General features: G+C 65.4%; 17 protein-coding genes. 8 read left to right on the plus strand and 9 right to left on the minus strand.

Features of this window, described 5'->3' with window-relative positions:
* The first annotated feature begins 234 nt into the window (after positions 1-234).
* Together ASF25_RS00160 and ASF25_RS00165 are read left to right on the plus strand one after the other, a co-directional pair.
* On the plus strand, positions 235-930 hold the full coding sequence (locus ASF25_RS00160; RefSeq protein WP_056172148.1) for a TerC family protein: 696 nt from the start codon (positions 235-237) through the stop codon (positions 928-930).
* Positions 923-3,967: an ATP-binding protein gene (locus tag ASF25_RS00165; protein ID WP_056302578.1), complete on the plus strand. Its 3,045-nt coding sequence runs from the start codon at positions 923-925 to the stop codon at positions 3,965-3,967. The genes ASF25_RS00160 and ASF25_RS00165 overlap by 8 nt, the downstream gene beginning before the upstream one ends.
* Before the next feature lie 6 nt (positions 3,968-3,973).
* On the opposite strand, the gene ASF25_RS00170 is transcribed toward ASF25_RS00165, so the two are convergent.
* The 4 genes from ASF25_RS00170 to ASF25_RS00185 all read right to left on the minus strand — a co-directional run bounded on the left by ASF25_RS00170 (position 3,974) and on the right by ASF25_RS00185 (position 5,970).
* Complete coding sequence (locus tag ASF25_RS00170; protein ID WP_056265813.1) at positions 3,974-4,225, minus strand: hypothetical protein; 252 nt, start codon at positions 4,223-4,225, stop codon at positions 3,974-3,976.
* A 77-nt stretch (positions 4,226-4,302) separates the two neighbouring features.
* Positions 4,303-4,782 carry a 30S ribosomal protein S9 gene (gene rpsI / locus ASF25_RS00175; RefSeq protein WP_056171590.1) on the minus strand — a complete coding sequence of 160 codons (480 nt, stop codon included), beginning with the start codon at positions 4,780-4,782 and terminating at the stop codon, positions 4,303-4,305.
* 2 nt (positions 4,783-4,784) lie between these two features.
* Entirely contained in the window at positions 4,785-5,258 is a 474-nt protein-coding gene (rplM, locus tag ASF25_RS00180) for a 50S ribosomal protein L13 (protein WP_056171592.1), read from the minus strand.
* 271 nt (positions 5,259-5,529) lie between these two features.
* On the minus strand, positions 5,530-5,970 hold the full coding sequence (locus ASF25_RS00185) for a PaaI family thioesterase (RefSeq protein WP_056302580.1): 441 nt from the start codon (positions 5,968-5,970) through the stop codon (positions 5,530-5,532).
* 59 nt (positions 5,971-6,029) lie between these two features.
* Here ASF25_RS00185 and ASF25_RS00190 point away from each other — a divergent pair, with 59 nt between their 5' ends.
* The gene (locus ASF25_RS00190) at positions 6,030-6,452 is read left to right on the plus strand and encodes a CoA-binding protein (protein WP_244472847.1); all 423 of its coding nucleotides are present in this window, start codon (positions 6,030-6,032) and stop codon (positions 6,450-6,452) included.
* 97 nt (positions 6,453-6,549) lie between these two features.
* Complete coding sequence (locus ASF25_RS22390) at positions 6,550-8,286, plus strand: hypothetical protein (protein WP_156368795.1); 1,737 nt, start codon at positions 6,550-6,552, stop codon at positions 8,284-8,286.
* Positions 8,287-8,394: 108 nt separating this feature from the next.
* On the opposite strand, the gene ASF25_RS00195 is transcribed toward ASF25_RS22390, so the two are convergent.
* Positions 8,395-9,675, minus strand: a complete 1,281-nt coding sequence (locus ASF25_RS00195; RefSeq protein WP_056302584.1) for an MFS transporter — start codon at positions 9,673-9,675, stop codon at positions 8,395-8,397.
* Positions 9,676-9,917: 242 nt separating this feature from the next.
* Positions 9,918-10,265 (minus strand): DUF3140 domain-containing protein, encoded by a 348-nt coding sequence (locus ASF25_RS00200; RefSeq protein WP_056303118.1) that lies wholly within the window; start codon positions 10,263-10,265, stop codon positions 9,918-9,920.
* A 231-nt stretch (positions 10,266-10,496) separates the two neighbouring features.
* On the opposite strand from ASF25_RS00200, the gene ASF25_RS00205 reads away from it, so the two are divergent.
* From ASF25_RS00205 to ASF25_RS00215, 3 genes are all read left to right on the plus strand, one after another.
* Complete coding sequence (locus ASF25_RS00205; protein WP_056303120.1) at positions 10,497-11,774, plus strand: O-acetylhomoserine aminocarboxypropyltransferase; 1,278 nt, start codon at positions 10,497-10,499, stop codon at positions 11,772-11,774.
* A gap of 198 nt (positions 11,775-11,972) precedes the next feature.
* Positions 11,973-12,368, plus strand: coding sequence for a response regulator (locus ASF25_RS00210; RefSeq protein WP_056302586.1), 396 nt, complete (start codon positions 11,973-11,975; stop codon positions 12,366-12,368).
* A gap of 29 nt (positions 12,369-12,397) precedes the next feature.
* Entirely contained in the window at positions 12,398-13,693 is a 1,296-nt protein-coding gene (locus ASF25_RS00215) for an aminotransferase class I/II-fold pyridoxal phosphate-dependent enzyme (RefSeq protein ID WP_056171601.1), read from the plus strand.
* 173 nt (positions 13,694-13,866) lie between these two features.
* Here ASF25_RS00215 and ASF25_RS00220 read toward each other — a convergent pair whose 3' ends face one another.
* On the minus strand, positions 13,867-14,595 hold the full coding sequence (locus tag ASF25_RS00220; RefSeq protein WP_056171603.1) for an RNA methyltransferase: 729 nt from the start codon (positions 14,593-14,595) through the stop codon (positions 13,867-13,869).
* A 4-nt stretch (positions 14,596-14,599) separates the two neighbouring features.
* Positions 14,600-15,148, minus strand: a complete 549-nt coding sequence (locus ASF25_RS00225) for a formaldehyde-activating enzyme (RefSeq protein WP_056171605.1) — start codon at positions 15,146-15,148, stop codon at positions 14,600-14,602.
* A 220-nt stretch (positions 15,149-15,368) separates the two neighbouring features.
* On the opposite strand from ASF25_RS00225, the gene ASF25_RS00230 reads away from it, so the two are divergent.
* Complete coding sequence (locus ASF25_RS00230; protein WP_056093930.1) at positions 15,369-16,580, plus strand: NADP-dependent isocitrate dehydrogenase; 1,212 nt, start codon at positions 15,369-15,371, stop codon at positions 16,578-16,580.
* A 41-nt stretch (positions 16,581-16,621) separates the two neighbouring features.
* Here ASF25_RS00230 and ASF25_RS21635 read toward each other — a convergent pair whose 3' ends face one another.
* Positions 16,622-16,933 carry a plasmid stabilization protein gene (locus tag ASF25_RS21635; protein ID WP_082502414.1) on the minus strand — a complete coding sequence of 104 codons (312 nt, stop codon included), beginning with the start codon at positions 16,931-16,933 and terminating at the stop codon, positions 16,622-16,624.
* Between the last annotated feature and the right edge of the window lie 5 nt (positions 16,934-16,938).

Here is a 16,938-nt window from a genome sequence, read left to right on the forward strand (position 1 = left end):
CGCCGTCCCGGACGTTCGACGGGTCTCGGACACGTCAGAAATCCGCTGGGGTGAGGGCTGCGTCGCGCCGAGAAGTGTGAATCCGCGAGCCGCGACGGTAAGGGAGCACTGGCGCGACGGCACGCGAGTAGGCACTTCACATGGGGACGGTACGAGACCGGGCTCATATCCCCCGTTCGGGCGCACGCCCGGAACGGCATCCGCTTCCGCCAGACGACGCCCCATAAGGTTTCGATGATCACCCTCGACACGCCCTTCCTCGTCTCGGTGCTGCAGATCGTGTGGATCGACCTGCTGCTCTCCGGCGACAACGCCGTGGTCATCGCCCTGGCGTGCCGGGCCCTGCCGCCGCGCCAGCGCCGCATCGGCATGCTGCTCGGTGCCGGAACGGCGGTCGCCCTGCGCATCGTCTTCGCCCTGGCGATCACCTGGCTCCTTGCGGTGCCGCTCCTGCGCGTGGTCGGCGGCGTGCTGCTGGTCTGGATCGCCGTGAAGCTGGCGCTCGGCGAGGACGAGGATGCCCACACGGTGGACGAGAGCACCTCCCTGTGGCGGGCGGTTCGGACCATCGCCATCGCGGATGCGGTGATGAGCCTCGACAACGTCGTCGCCATCGCGGCCGCCGCCAAGGGGCATGTGGAGCTGTTCGTGTTCGGGCTGCTGCTGTCGATTCCCCTCATCGTCATGGGCGCCACCCTCATCAGCCGCCTTCTCCAGAAGTATCCCGCCATCGTCTGGGCCGGCGCGGGCCTGCTCGGCTGGATCGCCGGCGAGATGATCGCCACCGACCCCTTCGTGGTCGAGCGGATCGCCGCGGTGCCGCATGCCGCGACCTGGGCGGCCGCGGCCTGCGCCGCCTTCGTCATCGGCGTCGCCGCCCTCCTCACGCGGCGCCGGACCCAGGCTGCCGACGCGGTGCAGCGTGGCTGAAGACCGCTCTGGCACGCCCCATCGTCCGCGCCTCTCCGCTGCCGCATGGGCGGCGGGCTCCGCTGCCCTCGCCATCCTGCTGCTCGGCAGCTGGCAGTTCGCCCGGCCGGCCGAGATCGAACGGGCGGTGGTCGATGTCGCCGGGGTCGACTTCGCGCTGGCCGGTGGCTTCGTCCCGTCCTTGATCGTCGGCCTGTCGTTGGCGGCCCTCCTCGGCCTCGCCATCGCGGCCGAACGCCGTACCCGGCGGCTCACGGCCGAGGCGGACGCGGCCGAGGCCCGCTTCCTCGACGCCTTCGAGGCGGCGCCGGATCTCCAGCTCCTCGTCTCGGTCGCCGCCGATGGCGGGTCGACCCTCCTTCGGGCGAACGCGGCCGCGCGCCGCCGCCTCGCGCAGCCTGGAGATCAAGCCTCGCCAGCAAGCTTGGCCTCCCCGGCAAGCTTGGCCTCCCCGGAAAGCCTGGCCTGCCCGGAAAACCTGCCCTTCACGGATGTGTTCTCGCACGCGGACGCCGAGGCCATGCGGCCCCACCTCGAACGCGCGGTCGCCACCGGCCTGCCGGTGCGGAGCGAGGGTCGGAGCCTGCGCCTCGGTGGCCTCGACAGCACGGATGCCCTCTACGTTCCCCTCCGGGGGGCGAAGGGCGCCGCGCTCGTCTGCATCACCCTGCGCGACACCACGCGGCTGAAGGCCGCCGAGGCGGAGGCGCACGCCGCGACCCACCTTCTCGGCATGGCCGAGGAGGTCGCCCATGTCGGCCACTGGCTCATCGGCCTGCCCGGCTTCGCGCTGACCTGGTCGGAGGAGGTGTTCCGCATCCACGGCGTCGATCCGGCGACCTTCGTGCCGACCCTGGCGGCGGCGATCCAGGCCTACCATCCCGACGACCGGGCGCGCGTGGAGGCCTGCATCGCCGCCGCGATCCGCGACCGGGCCGGCTTCGAGATCCGCCTGCGCATCGTCCGGCCGGACGGCGACGTGCGCGAGGTGTTCGCCCGCGGGGTCTATCAGGTGACCGATGCGGGCGGCGCCGAGGCGACCCATGCGCTGTTCGGGGTGTTCGCCGACCTCACCGACCGCAAGCAGGTGGAGCGGGCGCTGGCCGACAAGTCCGAACTCCTCGAGGCGACCCTGGAGGGCATCGATCAGGGCCTGATGGTGATCGCCGCCGACGGCACCGTGCCCATGGCCAACCACCGCGCCCTGGAGATCCTGCGCCTGCCGCCCGAGATGATCGCCAGGCGCCCGGATTACCGGGCCGTGCGCCGGCATTGCCGCGCCACGGGCGCCTGGGGCGTCCTGATCCAGGACCCGGCCCACTGGCACCTCGACGGCGAGCGGCGCACCACGGACCTGCGCTCCGAGCGGCGCCGCGTCGACGGCAGCGTCATCGAGATCCGCTCCCTGCCGATCCTCGGGGGCAAGGGCTACGTCCAGACCCTCACGGACGTCACCGAGCGGCGCCTCGCCGAGGACCGCCTGCGCGACAGCGAGGCGCGCTACCGGCTGCTCGCCGACCACGCCTCGGACCTCATCCTCCTCGAAGACCCGAGCGGGCGCCACCTCTACATCTCGCCCGCCGTCACGCCGATGCTCGGCTACACCGTCGACGAGGCCAACGAGGCGGGCCTGCGCACCCTCGTCCACCCGGAGGACATCGCCAACCTGTCGGCGACCCTGCACGCCCTGTCGTCGGCGCGCCCCACGGGCTCGGCGGTCTATCGCCTGCGCCACAAGGACGGGTCGGACATCTGGGTCGAGGCCGCGTTCCGGCGCATCGAGGAGCACGGCGTCCAGATCATCCACGCCATCCGGGACGTGACCGAGCGCCAGCGCCAGGAAGCCGACCTGGAGCGCGCCAAGGTGGCGGCGGAAGCCGGTGCGCGGGTGAAGGCCGAGTTCCTCGCCAACATGAGCCACGAGCTGCGCACGCCGCTCACCGGCATGCTGGGCGTCCACGATCTGCTCATGGGCGAGGCGACCTTGAGCGTCTCGCAGACCCGCCTCCTCGGCCTCGCCCAGGAATCGGGCCGCTCGCTGCTGACCATCGTCAACGACATCCTCGACTTCTCGAAGATCGAGGCCGGGCAGCTCACCGTCGAATCCCTGCCTTTCGGCCTGCGCGCCCTCCTGGAGGCGTGCCGCGAACTCTCCGTCGAGGCGGTGCGGGGCCGGTCCGTGGCGATCTCCGTCGAGGTTCCCCCCGGGATGCCCGACTGGTTCATCGGCGACCCGACGCGCCTGCGGCAGGTGGTGCTGAACCTCGCCACCAACGCCATCAAGTTCACCCCGGACGGCAGCGTCACCCTGCGGGCGCGCCACAGCGGTACCGGCGCCGTGCCCCTCGTCACCATCGAGGTGGTCGACACCGGCATCGGCATCGCGGCCGACGCCCTCCCCCACCTGTTCGAGCGCTTCTCGCAGGCCGACGGCTCGATCTCGCGGCAATACGGCGGCACCGGCCTCGGCCTCGCCATCAGCCGCCGCCTCGTGCGCCTCATGCGCGGCGAGATCGGCGCCACCAGCCGGGTGGGCGAGGGCTCGACGTTCTGGTTCACGGTGCCCCTGCCCCTGGCGCAGGCGGCCGATGCCGGAACCGGGCGGACGGCGCTGACGGCCCCGGCGCCCCTGGCGCGGCGGCTGCTGCTGGCGGAAGACAACCCCATCAACCAGGAGATCATCGGCACGGTACTGCGCCAGAAGGGCCACGCCGTGACCGTGGTGGGCGACGGCGAGCGGGCGGTGAGCGCGGTGGCGACTGAGCCGCCCTTCGACCTCGTGCTCATGGACGTGCAGATGCCCGGCCAGGACGGTCTGGCGGCGACGCGGGCGATCCGCCGGGCGGAGGCCGACGAAGGCCGCGCGCGGCTGCCCATCGTGGCGCTCACCGCCAACGCCATGGCGGAGGAGATCGCCCGCTGCCGGGCGGCCGGCATGGATGCCCACGTGGCCAAACCCGTGGACTGGGCCCTGCTGTTCTCCGCCATCGACGGGCTGCTGTCGCAGCGCGCATCCGGGCCGGACGCGCGCCCGTAAAGGGCCCTACCCTTCGAGCACGCCCCAGGACGGCTTCCACACGGCGCCGGGATCGATCACCACGATCTCGAGGCTGCCCTCGTTGGCCACGTGCACGGCGATGCCGAAGGCCTCGGCCACGGGGAGCGGCCCGGTGGTGCTGAACAGCCGGCCGTCGGCGAGCTTGACCTCGCCCGTCACGTCGCCGCCCTTCTGGTCGAGGCACAGGGTGACGGCGCTCGCCACGGGGGCCTCGACGCGCCGGAAGGGTTTTGCCATCGCGGGCTGCTCCTGCTGAGTGAACGCAAAAAGGGCGGCTGTGACGCCGCCCTCTCTGTAAGACCGATATGGGCCGATCAGCGCTTCGAGAACTGGAAGCTGCGGCGGGCCTTCTTGCGGCCGTACTTCTTGCGCTCGACCACGCGGCTGTCGCGGGTGAGGAAGCCCTCGCGCTTGAGCGGCGAGCGCAGCTCGGGCTCGTAGTAGGTCAGCGCCTTGGACAGGCCGTGGCGCACGGCGCCGGCCTGACCCGAGAGACCGCCGCCATGCACCGTGACGGTGATGTCGTACTGGTCGACGCGGTTGGCGATGGTGAGGGGCTGGCGCAGGATCATGCGCAGCACGGGGCGGGCGAAGTACACCTCGACGGCGCGGCCGTTGACCACGACGGTGCCGTTGCCGGGCTTGATCCAGACGCGGGCGACCGCGTCCTTGCGCTTGCCGGTGGCGTAGGCGCGGCCCTGCGCGTCGAGCTTCTGCACGTGGACCGGGGCGGCGTCCTCGGGGTTCTCGACGTTGCCGCGGGTGAGGTCGGAGAGGGACTGAAGGGTCGCCATGATCAAGCGCTCACGTTCTTGCGGTTGAGGCTGCCGACGTCGAGCGCCTGCGGCTGCTGGGCGGTGTGGGGATGCTCGGTGCCCTTGTAGACCCGGAGATTGCCCATGATCTCGCGGAACAGCGGGCCGCGCGGGAGCATGCGCTCCACGGCCTTCTCCACCACGCGCTCGGGGAACCGGCCGTCGAGGATGAACTTCGCCGTCCGCTCCTTGATGCCGCCCGGGTAACCGGTGTGGTGGTAGTACACCTTCTGCTCGCGCTTGCGGCCGGTGAACTTCACCTTCTCGGCGTTGATGACGATGACGTTGTCGCCGCAATCGACGTGGGGCGTGTACGAAGCCTTGTGCTTGCCACGCAGGCGCATCGCGATGATGGAGGCGAGCCGGCCGACGACCAGGCCCTCCGCATCGACGATGATCCACTTCTTGTCGACATCGGCGGGCTTCAGCGAAAAGGTCTTTTGCGCGCTGCTCATCCCGTGACGTTCCAGTCTGATCTTGAAAAGGGTGCGCCGCCGCGTTCGGGACGCGACGGCGTTGGCACGGTCTCTAGGGGGTGACGGCGGGCGCGTCAAGCCCGGATGCGGTTTTGTGCTGCGAAATGGCGAAAACCACAATGTTCTGAGCAGGTTCGATCAAGTGGTATTCTGGTACCGCAACTCTCTCCTGGCCCCTCTCGTGGGAGGCGCCGCGGTTCCAGCGGGGAATGCCCGCACCATCGTCCCCTTGGGGGAACGGCTTCGTGCCTCACCGCTCCGGCGGGATCGAGTAGGTGCCGGTGGCGTGGCAGACGAGGTCCTCCGAATCGGGGGCCGTGATCGCCACCTCACCCACCGCCAGCCGGCGCCCGAGCTTGAGCAGGCGCGCCTCGGCCACCAGCCCGTTCGGGCCGGGCTTGCGCAGGAAGTTGAAGTTGAGGCTCGTGGTGACGGCGAGGGCCACGGGGCCGATGTTGGCCAGAATCGCCGCGTAGAGGGCGTAATCGGCCAGCGCCATCATGGACGGGCCCGAGACCGTGCCGCCGGGGCGCAGGTGCCGCTCGTGGTGGTCCATCCGCATGGTCGCGCGCAAGGAGCCGACGCCGACGAGGTGATAGGTCCGCCCGCCCGCCGCCATCTGGGGAAACGCCGCGTCGAGGAACGCCACGGTCTCGGGCAGCGATAAAGCAAGCGTAGGGGCGTCGGACATGCGGGCGGGTCTCCGTTCCACCTTGCAGCATGAAGGGGCATGCCCGACAAGATGGGGGCATGTCCGAGCACGATGCCTACGACCCCGCCCTGATCCGCCGGATCCTCACGGAGACCCGGAGCATCGCCCTCGTCGGCGCCTCGGCCAATCCCGCCCGGCCGAGCCACCACGTGATGGCGTTCCTGCTCGGGCGCGGGTTTCACGTCACCCCGATCAATCCCGGGCTCGGCGGCCGGACGCTCTTGGGTCAGCCCGTCCTCGCCCGCCTCGCCGACCTGCCCGCCCCCGTCGACATGGTGGAGATCTTTCGCAGTTCCGACGCGGCCGGCGGCGTGGTGGACGAAGCCCTCGCCCTCCCCTGGCTGCCGCGCTTTCTCTGGATGCAGGTCGGGGTGCGGGATGACGCCGCCGCCGCGCGGGCGGAGGCGAAGGGGGTTGTGGTGGTGATGGATCGGTGTCCGAAGATTGAGATGTTTTTTTAGAATTCGTAGTCGAAGTCTTTGTTTCGATTGTCATGCACGAATTTTTATGCCTAACATTAATATAACATAAGAATAATTTTGAGTTTTGGGCCATAAAATGACCAATGATTTAAAAAAATTCTATGATCAATTGACCTCCGAAGAAGTTATACTTGCCTCCGACGTCGCGGTCGACAATCTGGGGGTTGTGATGCGGGCCGGAATTAACGAGCTTGACCTTGCTTATGACATTATAAATCAAATCAACCCGATCACAGAAGCTGATTATGAGCGCATGTATATTATGCGGATTGGAGTAATTCGTCTAATCAAACTTGCTATGCAAGCACATCCTCATTTCGATGCCCCCTCTGTTACGTTCCAACGCTCGCTAAAGCTTTCAGGATCAGTGCTTTCCCTAATAGCTCAAATCGGCACCATTGAACATGGTCGGCGAGTAGCACAGAGCCTGATCTCAAAAAACGGACAAATTCGAAAAATCGATGAGATTTTCTATATCAGTCTACCTGAAGATCTCCCCGATCACGAATGGCATGAGCGAGAGTTAGATAAATATATGAACAAATACTATTCTAATATATTAACACAAGGATTTGAATCACTTATAACATCCGACATGAGTAAAGAGGTCAAGCTACTCCTTAATAAACTGGTCTATCCATTTCGAACCCATTTCATAGGGTACGAAGCCCACTTCGCACTGGATTCCTATTTCTATGGACATGCTTACAACGAGATAATCCTATCAAAGGGATTTGATACATTCCATTTTGCGACTTATTTCGGCAAACAGACTTTCCAAAACTATAAATTAGCCGCAACATTTATAGTATCGATAGGATTGAAGCACCGCGCCTTTGTACGAGCGTTGATTGAAAAAGTACCTACAATACGAATTGAAGATATACTTACAGTTTCTGTGATCACGGCGGACTTTCTAGAAGGACTTCGTGAATTCATAAATGTATTTGGGGCACAGCAGGAGGGGCATGTCCCAGTGAATGACGAAGACGTTAAGAATATATTCGATGTACTTTCCATCAGTAGAAAAAATCTGGCGCTGCTTGATCGCCCTGGAGCACCGATACCGCCGTTAGTTCAGTGTTCTGATGAACATGTAATTAGGCCATTAATAGGCGCAACTAGTGACGGAGTTATGCTTTTTCTTCTCAATTCTCTCCAGTTCAATTTTCCAAAAGAATACGACAAGGCACAGCGGGATCGAGAGGGGGTAATGCAAAGGGTTATCGAAGCAACCTTGCGCCCCTTACTACCCGAAATAGATTATAGATTTAATATCAAGCTTAAAAGAAATAAAAATACTCTTACTGATATAGATATGATTTTATTTGAGCGCTCAACAAAACATATGGTTTTAATACAACTCAAACATCAAGATCCCTATGGAGAAGACATAGCAACAAAGCAAGCCAGAACCGGACGACTGAATCAGCAAATCCACGAATGGTTAGGCAAGGTACGGTCATGGATCGCATCATCAAGCGTAAATGAAATACAGGCGACATTTAGACTTCCTCCGCTTCAAAAAAACCCGCAGATAAGTCTACTAGTAGTGACGCGACATTATGCGCACTCACTTCGCCATGTTGTCGATGGCGAAGATGTTTCATCTGCCAATTGGACCCAGTTCGTCACGGCAGTTGAGCGATTAATGGAAAAGGACATCAAACAGATTATTTTAGACGATCTTATTTTCGAGTTGAAATTTTTGAGTATTCCGAACGAAGAGTATTATCTTCCTGAGCCGCGAAGCGAATGGCGCGTCGGGAATCTCCACTATACAATCGAACAAAAAGGCCGCCCCTCTAAATGAATAATCTTTTTCGATTAATTGCTTATAAAATGGTGCAGATATATAATTTATTCTCCGTAAGTTTACTTTATTAATTGCCTGCAACATAAATAATTCTCACTCTGTGCATCAAGAAATTTTAGCCTGCCGCGTCTCCTCCATCAGCGCTACAGCCCCAAAACTAACCCCAGCCGCCAAAGCCAAATAAAGCCCCACCCAACCCACACCACCCCATTCACTCAACCGCTGCGCCAGATACGGCGCAGCGGACGCCCCCAGAATCCCCGCGAGGTTGTAGGTCACGGACGCCCCGGTGTAGCGCACGCGGGTCGGGAACAGCTCCGGCAGCAGGGCCCCCATCGGCCCGAACAGCCAGCCCATGGCGAACAGGCCGAGGCACAGGAACCCAAGGACGAGGCCGCCCTGGCCGCTGCCGAGCATCGGACCCATGAGCAGGCCGAGGCTGGCCGTGAAGGCGAGGCCCGAGAGCAGGACGGGGCGGCGGCCGTAAGCGTCGGCGGCCCAGCCCGAAAGCGGAATGCCGAGGGCCATGAACAGCACCGCCACGCACTCGAACAGCAGGAAGGTCGGCCGGGTGAAGCCGAGGGTCGAGACGCCGTAGCTGAGGGCGAACACCGTGGAGAGGTAGAACACCGCGTAGCAGGCCACCATGGCGAAGGTGCCGAGCAGGGTCGCGCGCAGGTACTTCGTGAAGATCACCGCCAGTGGCACGCGCTCGGGCGCGGCCTTCTCCAGGGCGGCCTTGAAGATCGGAGTCTCGGTGAGCTTCAACCGGACATAGAGCCCGACGCCGACCAGCGCGGCGCTCGCCAGGAACGGGATGCGCCAGCCCCAGGCCTGAAAGTCTTCGGGGCTGAGCGCCAGGGCGAGCCCCAGGAAGCCGAGATTCGCCGTGATGAAGCCCACCGGCGCGCCGAGCTGCGGGAAGATGCCGTAGAGGGCGCGGCGGCCCGGCGGGGCGTTCTCGACGGCCAGCAACGCCGCCCCGCCCCACTCGCCGCCGAAGCCCAGCCCCTGGCCGAAGCGCAGGACGCAGAGCGCGAACGGCGCCCACCACCCGGCGGTGGCATAGGTGGGCAGGCAGCCGATGAGCACCGTCGACAGGCCCATGATCATCAGGGAGGCGACGAGGGTCGCCTTGCGGCCGACGCGGTCGCCGAAATGCCCGAAGAATGCGGCCCCCAGGGGCCGGGCGATGAACGCGATGGAGAACGTCGCGAACGCCGCGAGCGTCTGCACCGCCGGATCGCCGGGCGGAAAGAAGATCGGCCCGATCACCAGGGCGGCCGCCGTGGCGTAGACGTAGAAATCGTAGAATTCGATCGCCGTGCCGACGAAGCTGGCGATGAGAATCCGCGCGGCGGAAACGGGGGGGCTGACGGTGCGCATGGCGCCGCTTTAGCGAAGTGTCGCTGGGGCGCCTAGCGCGGATTGGACGCGTGTTGCCTTACATCTTGGCGTGAGGCGCGACGGGCCCCTCTCCTGGAAGGAGAGGGTTGGGGTGAGGTGTCGTCCCTCTCCGAAAAGGTCACACACCTCACCCTGTCCCTCTCCCGGGAGGTGTGGGGACCCGCGCCATTCTTGCCAGGGCGGCGGACAAGTTCTCCCCGTCTCCCGATCTCTGCCGACCCTCACGTCTTCAGCGGATCGTGCCCCCAGTTCATCAGCGACAGGCGCCAGGGCGAGTCCTTCACGGCGTCCTTGTCGTCGGGGCCGCCCTGCTTGAGGTGGCGGTGGATGTAGCTGACGACCTTGCGCATGTGCGCGTAATCGTCCTCCGTGAGATCCGCCTTCTTGGTGTTCAGCAATTCGACGATGCGGCGGCCGGAGGCGTGGCCAGTGGATTCGTCGCTGCCCTTCGCCTTCTGGCCGACGGATTTGCTCGCGTCGGTGTCGAGAAACTTCTCCAGGGCGGAGGCGGTCATGTTGACGGCCGCCTTGAAGTCTTTCCACGTGCTCGCGTCGTCGTGCTCGGCCACCGCGCCATCTCCCGGGTTGGCTTCCATTCGCTCTACCGATCACGCGCATCGGGGCGGTGCGGTTCCGGGCCGTGGCCGCGTGCCCCAGGGCGCCCGCGCTTGACCTGCGGGGATCGTCCGCTACAAAGAACGCATGTTCGTTTAAGCGGAACGGGGCCAGCCCCTTTCGCTGGGGTCGAGGCCGGCGCTAGAACGGTGCCACTGCGGGCCCGCCGGCCCGAGGAGGATTTCATGACCGACCGCCTGCCCGGCTTCAACACCCTGGCTATCCATGCGGGTGCTGCCCCCGACAAGACCACGGGCGCGCGGGCGACCCCGATCTACCAGACGGCGTCGTTCGTGTTCGACGACGTCGACCACGCCGCCTCGCTGTTCGGGCTCCAGGCCTTCGGCAACATCTACTCGCGCATCACCAACCCGACCAACGCGGTGCTGGAAGAGCGCATCGCGGCGCTGGAAGGCGGCACGGCCGCGGTGGCCGTCGCCTCGGGCCACGCCGCCGAATTCCTGACCATGAACGCCCTGATGCAGCCGGGCGACGAGTTCATCGCGGCCAACAAGCTCTACGGCGGCTCGATCAACCAGTTCAACCACGCCTACAAGAACTTCGGCTGGAACGTGGTCTGGGCCGACACCGACGACCCGTCGTCGTTCGAGCGCGCCATCACGCCCCGCACCCGCGCGATCTTCTGCGAATCCATCGCCAATCCCGGCGGCGTCGTCACGGACATCGCGGCGCTGTCCGAAATCGCCAAGCGGCACAACATTCCGCTGGTGGTCGACAACACCATGGCGACGCCGTACCTCATCCGCCCGTTCGAGCACGGCGCCGACATCGTGGTGCATTCGGCGACGAAGTTCTTGGGCGGCCACGGCAACTCCATCGGCGGCCTCGTGGTCGATGGCGGCACCTTCAACTGGGCCGGCGACGACCGCTATCCGGCCCTGTCGAAGCCCCGGCCGGAATACGCCGAGATGGTGCTCGCCGAGAATTTCGGAAACTTCGCCTTCGCCATCGCGATCCGGGTGCTCGGCCTGCGCGACCTCGGGCCGGCGCTGGCGCCGTTCAACGCCTTCCTCATCCTCAACGGCATCGAGACCCTGCCGCTCCGGATGCAGCGCCACTGCGACAACGCCCTGGCGATCGCCAACCACCTCGCGCACCACCCCGCCGTGGCGTGGGTGAGCTATCCGGGCCTGGAGACCGACCGCTACCATGGGCTCGCCCGGCGCTACTCGCCCCTCGGCTCCGGCGCGGTGTTCACCATCGGCCTCAAGGGCGGGTACGAGGCCGGCGTCAAACTCGTGTCGAACCTGCAGCTATTCTCGCATCTGGCCAATATCGGCGACACCCGGTCCCTGGTGATCCACCCGGCCTCCACCACTCACCGCCAGCTCACCGACCCGCAGAAGATCACGGCCGGCGCCGGGCCGGAGGTGGTGCGCCTGTCCATCGGACTCGAGGATCCGGCCGACCTCATCGAGGATCTCGATGCCGCGTTGGCCTGAGCCCGGCGCATCGGGCGCGCGCGCCGGCGCGGGCCGGGGCGTGGACCGGGCCGATCCTCGGCGCATCGGCGCCTGCGCCGGCGCACCGCGTCATACCCGCGCCGGTGAAACGATCGTGCGCCGCGCCCCGTTGTTGACGGCATGGATGACGGGGAATAGGCCCCACTCACCCCGTAGCGCGAGATCGTCCGGCTGCCGATGACGCACTCCCCAGACTTGCCCGAAGACTTGCCCGTCGTGCTCCTCGTCGAAGACGACGGCCTGCTCCTGATGGAGGCGGCCGACACGCTGGCGGATGCGGGCTTCACGGTGGTGGAGGCGAGCCATGCCGATAAGGCCTTGACGGTGTTGGAGAATCGCGACGACGTCGGCGTGCTGATGACGGATGTCGACATGCCGCGCGGCTCCATGGACGGCTTCGCGCTCGCCCGTCTGGTGGCCCATCGCTGGCCCGACATCCCCGTCCTCGTCGTCTCCGGCATGGGCACCCCCGGCCCCCACGACATGCCGGACGGCGCCCGGTTCATCCCGAAGCCCTACGAACCCTCGACCCTCGTCCGCACCCTGCGCGCCTTCGTGCACCGGGCCGCCTAACTCCCTGACAGAATTCGAGAAAAGGCCCCATGGCCAGCGAGACCAGACCCCACCGCTTCGCCACCGCGGCCATCCATGCCGGCGCGGCGCCCGACCCCGCCACGGGCGCCCGGGTGCAGCCGATCTACTTCACCAACGGCTTCGTGTTCGAGTCGACGGAGCAGGCCGCCGACATCTTCGCCATGCGCCGGACCGGGTTCTCGTACTCGCGTGGCTCCAACCCGACGGTGGCCGCCCTCGAGCGCCGCGTCGCCGCCCTGGAGGGTGCCGCCTCCGCCGTGGCGGTCTCCTCCGGGCAGTCGGCCCTCCTGCTCATCCTGATGACGCTGATGCGCAGCGGCGATGCCTACGTCGTCTCCCCGCGCCTGTTCGGCGGCTCCCTCGGCCTCATCACCCGCCTCGACAAGCGCTACGACATGAAGGCGCAATTCGCCCAGGGTCTCACCCCGGCGGATTTCGAAGCGGCGATCACGCCCGAGACGAAGGCCATCGTCTGCGAATCCATCGTGAATCCGTGTGCCACCGTGATGGATCTGGCGGGCATTGCGGAGGTCGCGCGTCGGCATAGGCTGCCGCTCATCGTCGACAACACCCTCGCCTCCCCGGCGCTTATCCGTCCCATCGAGCATGGCGCCGACATCGTCATGCACTCGACGTCGAAGTTCCTCGGCGGCTCCGGTCAGACCATCGGCGGCGTGATCTGCGACGCCGGCACGTTCGACTGGAAGGCGGCGGGCGACCGCTACAACCTCATCGCCGAGCCGTGGGAAGATTACGACGGCCTCGTCATCACGGAGCGCTTTCCCGATTTCAGCTTCGCGGTGGCCTGTCGCCTGTTCGGCCTACGCGAACTCGGGCCCGGCCTCTCGCCCATGAACGCTTTCCTGACGCTGACGGGCATCGAAACCCTGCCGCTGCGCATGGCGCGCCACTGTGCGAATGCCAAGGCGGTGGCGGGCTTTCTCAGGGATCATCCCGCCGTCGATTGGGTCAGCTACCCGGCCCTGCCCGGTCAAGCCGGCGAAGCGCTGGCGGCGAAGTACGTCCCGGACGGACCGGGCTCGATCTTCACCTTCGCCCTGAAGGGCGGCGAGCCCGCGGCGGTCAAGTTCATCATGGGCCTCCGGCTCATCTCGCACCTCGTCAACATCGGCGAGATCAAGTCCCTGGCCATTCATCCGGCGACGACGACGCACCGCCAGCTGCTGCCGCACGAGAAGGCCGCCGCGCTCGTTGGGCCCGAGACCGTGCGCCTCTCGATCGGCTTGGAGAACGCCGAAGATCTCATCGCCGACATCGATCAGGCACTGGCACAGGTCGGCTGAATTCGTCTCGCGGTCCGCTCCTCATCTGCGCACACCTCGAGCTCCATGGGCGACGAGGATCGCAGCCTTCTTTCCATCCTCCCGATGGTGACCGGCACCCGCAAGCGGCGCGTCAGCCTTCCGAAAGGGTGGAAGCCGAGACTGATTGAGCAATACCAGCCTACGTCCGCCGATCACCCTCGACGATGACGCCCGCCGTTGAGGGCGCGAAGGGCGCCGCGCAAAGTGCGTACGTCCTGCTCCGTCATCGCCATGCGGTGCAGCATGTCCCGCATATTGCGGGCGATGATCTCGCGCTTCTCCGGCGGATAGAATCCGGCCGTCGCCAGGCTGTCCTCCAGGGTTCCGACGAGGGACGCCATAGCCTCGCGGGTCGCAGGCGGCGACAGCATCTCGCCCGAGAACGGCAGCTTCGCGAGCCCCGCCGCACGGCGCCATTCGTAGCCGACGAGGAGGACCCCCTGGGCGAGGTTGAGAGACGGGAACTCCTCCGTCACCGGGAACGTCACGATGGCGTCGGCGAGGGAGACTTCGTCGTTGCTCAAGCCCGCCCGTTCTCGCCCGAACAGGATCCCGGTCCGCTGGCCGGCGCGGGCAGCGACGTTGCGCATGGCGTCCTCGGGCCCCACGACGCGTTTCATCTGCCCGCGCTCGCGCGCCGTCGTAGCTAGGACATAGTGAAGGTCGGCGATGGCCTCCGCGACGGTGTCGAACACCGCCGCACCATCAAGAATGTGGGTCGCGCCCGAAGCCGCCTCGCGCACACCCTTCTTCGGCCAGCCATTCTTCGGCGCAACAAGCCGGAGTTCGGACAGGCCGAAATTCGCCATGGCACGCGCGACCATGCCGATGTTCTCGGCCAGCTGCGGCTCCACGAGGACGACGACAGGCGCGCTCGGCATCGGACTAGATTTTCCCGTCAAGACCCATCTGGTAGTACTTGTGAATGATCTTGTCCTGGTTCTCCAGAAGCCAGTCGATGGACGGCTCGTTGGACATCGCCTTGCGGATAGCCTCCGTCATCCCCTTCCGCTGGATTTCGAACAGGGCCTTGTGATCGACGGTCTCGGCCTCGATCACACCGGGGCTCAGCCAGACCGAGCAGATGATCCCGAGATCGTTGGCTCTGTCTTTGGGAATGTAGCCGAGCCGCACAGCGTCCAGTACCCCATTGGCGATGGCGAACTGCACGGTGCCCATGAGGATCGAGGTATACTTGCTCTCTGTCACGCTGACCTTGGACACGCACAGGGTCACCGGCCGGACCATGATATCCGTATTCAGCAGCGCAAAGACGCGGCTGTGTCCCACCACCTGATCGCCCGTCAGTGTAGCGAGCGCGGTGCCGACGGGCCCATCGAGTTCCCCGATGATGACTTCTGGCTCGGCGGCGGTGTTGGGCGGGCCACCCGCGACCAGGGCCTCGCCGGCTCGCAGGATGATGCGTTCGCTCATGGGTTTTCCCGTTCCGTCTCGTTGCGTGATGGTAGCCAGATCCCCCCTTGTGCACCGAATGTCCAGCCCCGGCCCCCACCTGACAGATGCCGTCCCCTGTCACGGCGTGATGGGTCCCTGGCGGCTTTCGCCGTTGGAACGCCCGCGCTATGACCCTGCCCGCGGCCGCACGGCATTTGCATGGGGCCCCTCGGGATTTTTGCGGAAGGCCTGACACGCGATGGATAAGATCAAGGTAGCCAAGCCCGTCGTCGAACTCGACGGCGACGAGATGACCCGGATCATCTGGAGCGAGATCAAGACCAAGCTCATCCATCCCTATCTCGACCTCGACCTCGAGTACTACGATCTCGGAGTCGAGCACCGCGACGCCACGGGCGACCGGGTGACCGTCGAGGCGGCTGAGGCGATCAAGCGCCACGGCGTGGGCGTGAAGTGCGCCACCATTACCCCCGACGAGCAGCGGGTAAAGGAATTCAACCTCAAGGAAATGTGGAAGTCGCCCAACGGCACGATCCGCAACATCCTCGGCGGCGTGATTTTCCGCGAGCCGATCATCTGCAAGAATGTGCCCCGCCTCGTGCCGGGCTGGACTCAGCCCATCGTCGTCGGCCGCCACGCCTACGGCGACCAGTACAAGGCGACCGATTTCAAGGTGCCGGGCAAGGGCCGCCTGACCATCAAGTTCGAGGGCGAGGACGGCACGGTCATCGAGCGGGAGGTGTTCAACTTCCCCTCCCCCGGCGTCGCCCAGGCGATGTACAACCTCGACGATTCGATCCGCGATTTCGCCCGCGCCTCGATGAACTACGGCCTCAACCGCAAGTATCCGGTCTACCTCTCGACCAAGAACACGATTCTCAAGGCCTATGACGGCCGCTTCAAGGACCTGTTCGAGGAGGTGTTTCAGAACGAGTTCAAGGCCAAGTTCGATGCCGCCGGCATCACCTACGAGCACCGCCTCATCGACGATATGGTGGCCTCGGCCCTCAAGTGGTCGGGCGGCTACGTCTGGGCCTGCAAGAACTACGACGGCGACGTGCAGTCCGACACCGTGGCGCAGGGGTTCGGCTCGCTCGGCCTGATGACCTCCGTGCTCCTCACCCCGGACGGCCAGACCGTCGAAGCCGAGGCGGCTCACGGTACGGTGACGCGGCACTATCGCGAACACCAGAAGGGCAAGGAGACCTCGACCAACTCCATCGCGTCGATCTTCGCATGGTCGCGGGGCCTCGCGCACCGGGCCAAGCTCGACGGCAACGCGGATCTGGCCAAGTTTGCCACGACCCTGGAGACCGTCTGCGTCGATACCGTCGAGGCCGGGTTCATGACCAAGGACCTCGCCCTTCTCGTCGGCCCTGATCAGAAATGGCTCTCGACCACAGGCTTCCTCGACAAGGTCGATCAGCACCTCAAAGCCGCGATGGCCTGATCCGAAGCCGAGCGCGGCCCTGCATCGGGCAGGGCTGCGTTTCAGGCGTTGGCGGCATTCCGCTTGCGCGTCTCGGCAGCTTTTTTCGCCGAGGCCGAGCGCTGTTCCGCCGTACGCGCTGCGGACCCCTTGCCACCAATTTCGCCGCCTTTCCTGGCAGCCGGATGATCAGTCGAGCGGCCGCGGCCGGCTCCGCCAGGCTTCTTTCCACCACCGTCGTCCTTGTTCACGGTGGCCCAGGCACGAGCCTTGGCTTCATCCTCCGGAACACCGCGGGCCTCATACGACTCCGCGATGTGGTCGGCTTTACGAACTTGCTTATCGGTGTAGCGCGACTTGTCTCCCTGCGGCACCGCCT

Source organism: Methylobacterium sp. Leaf100, from assembly GCF_001422845.1.
Lineage (GTDB): Bacteria > Pseudomonadota > Alphaproteobacteria > Rhizobiales > Beijerinckiaceae > Methylobacterium.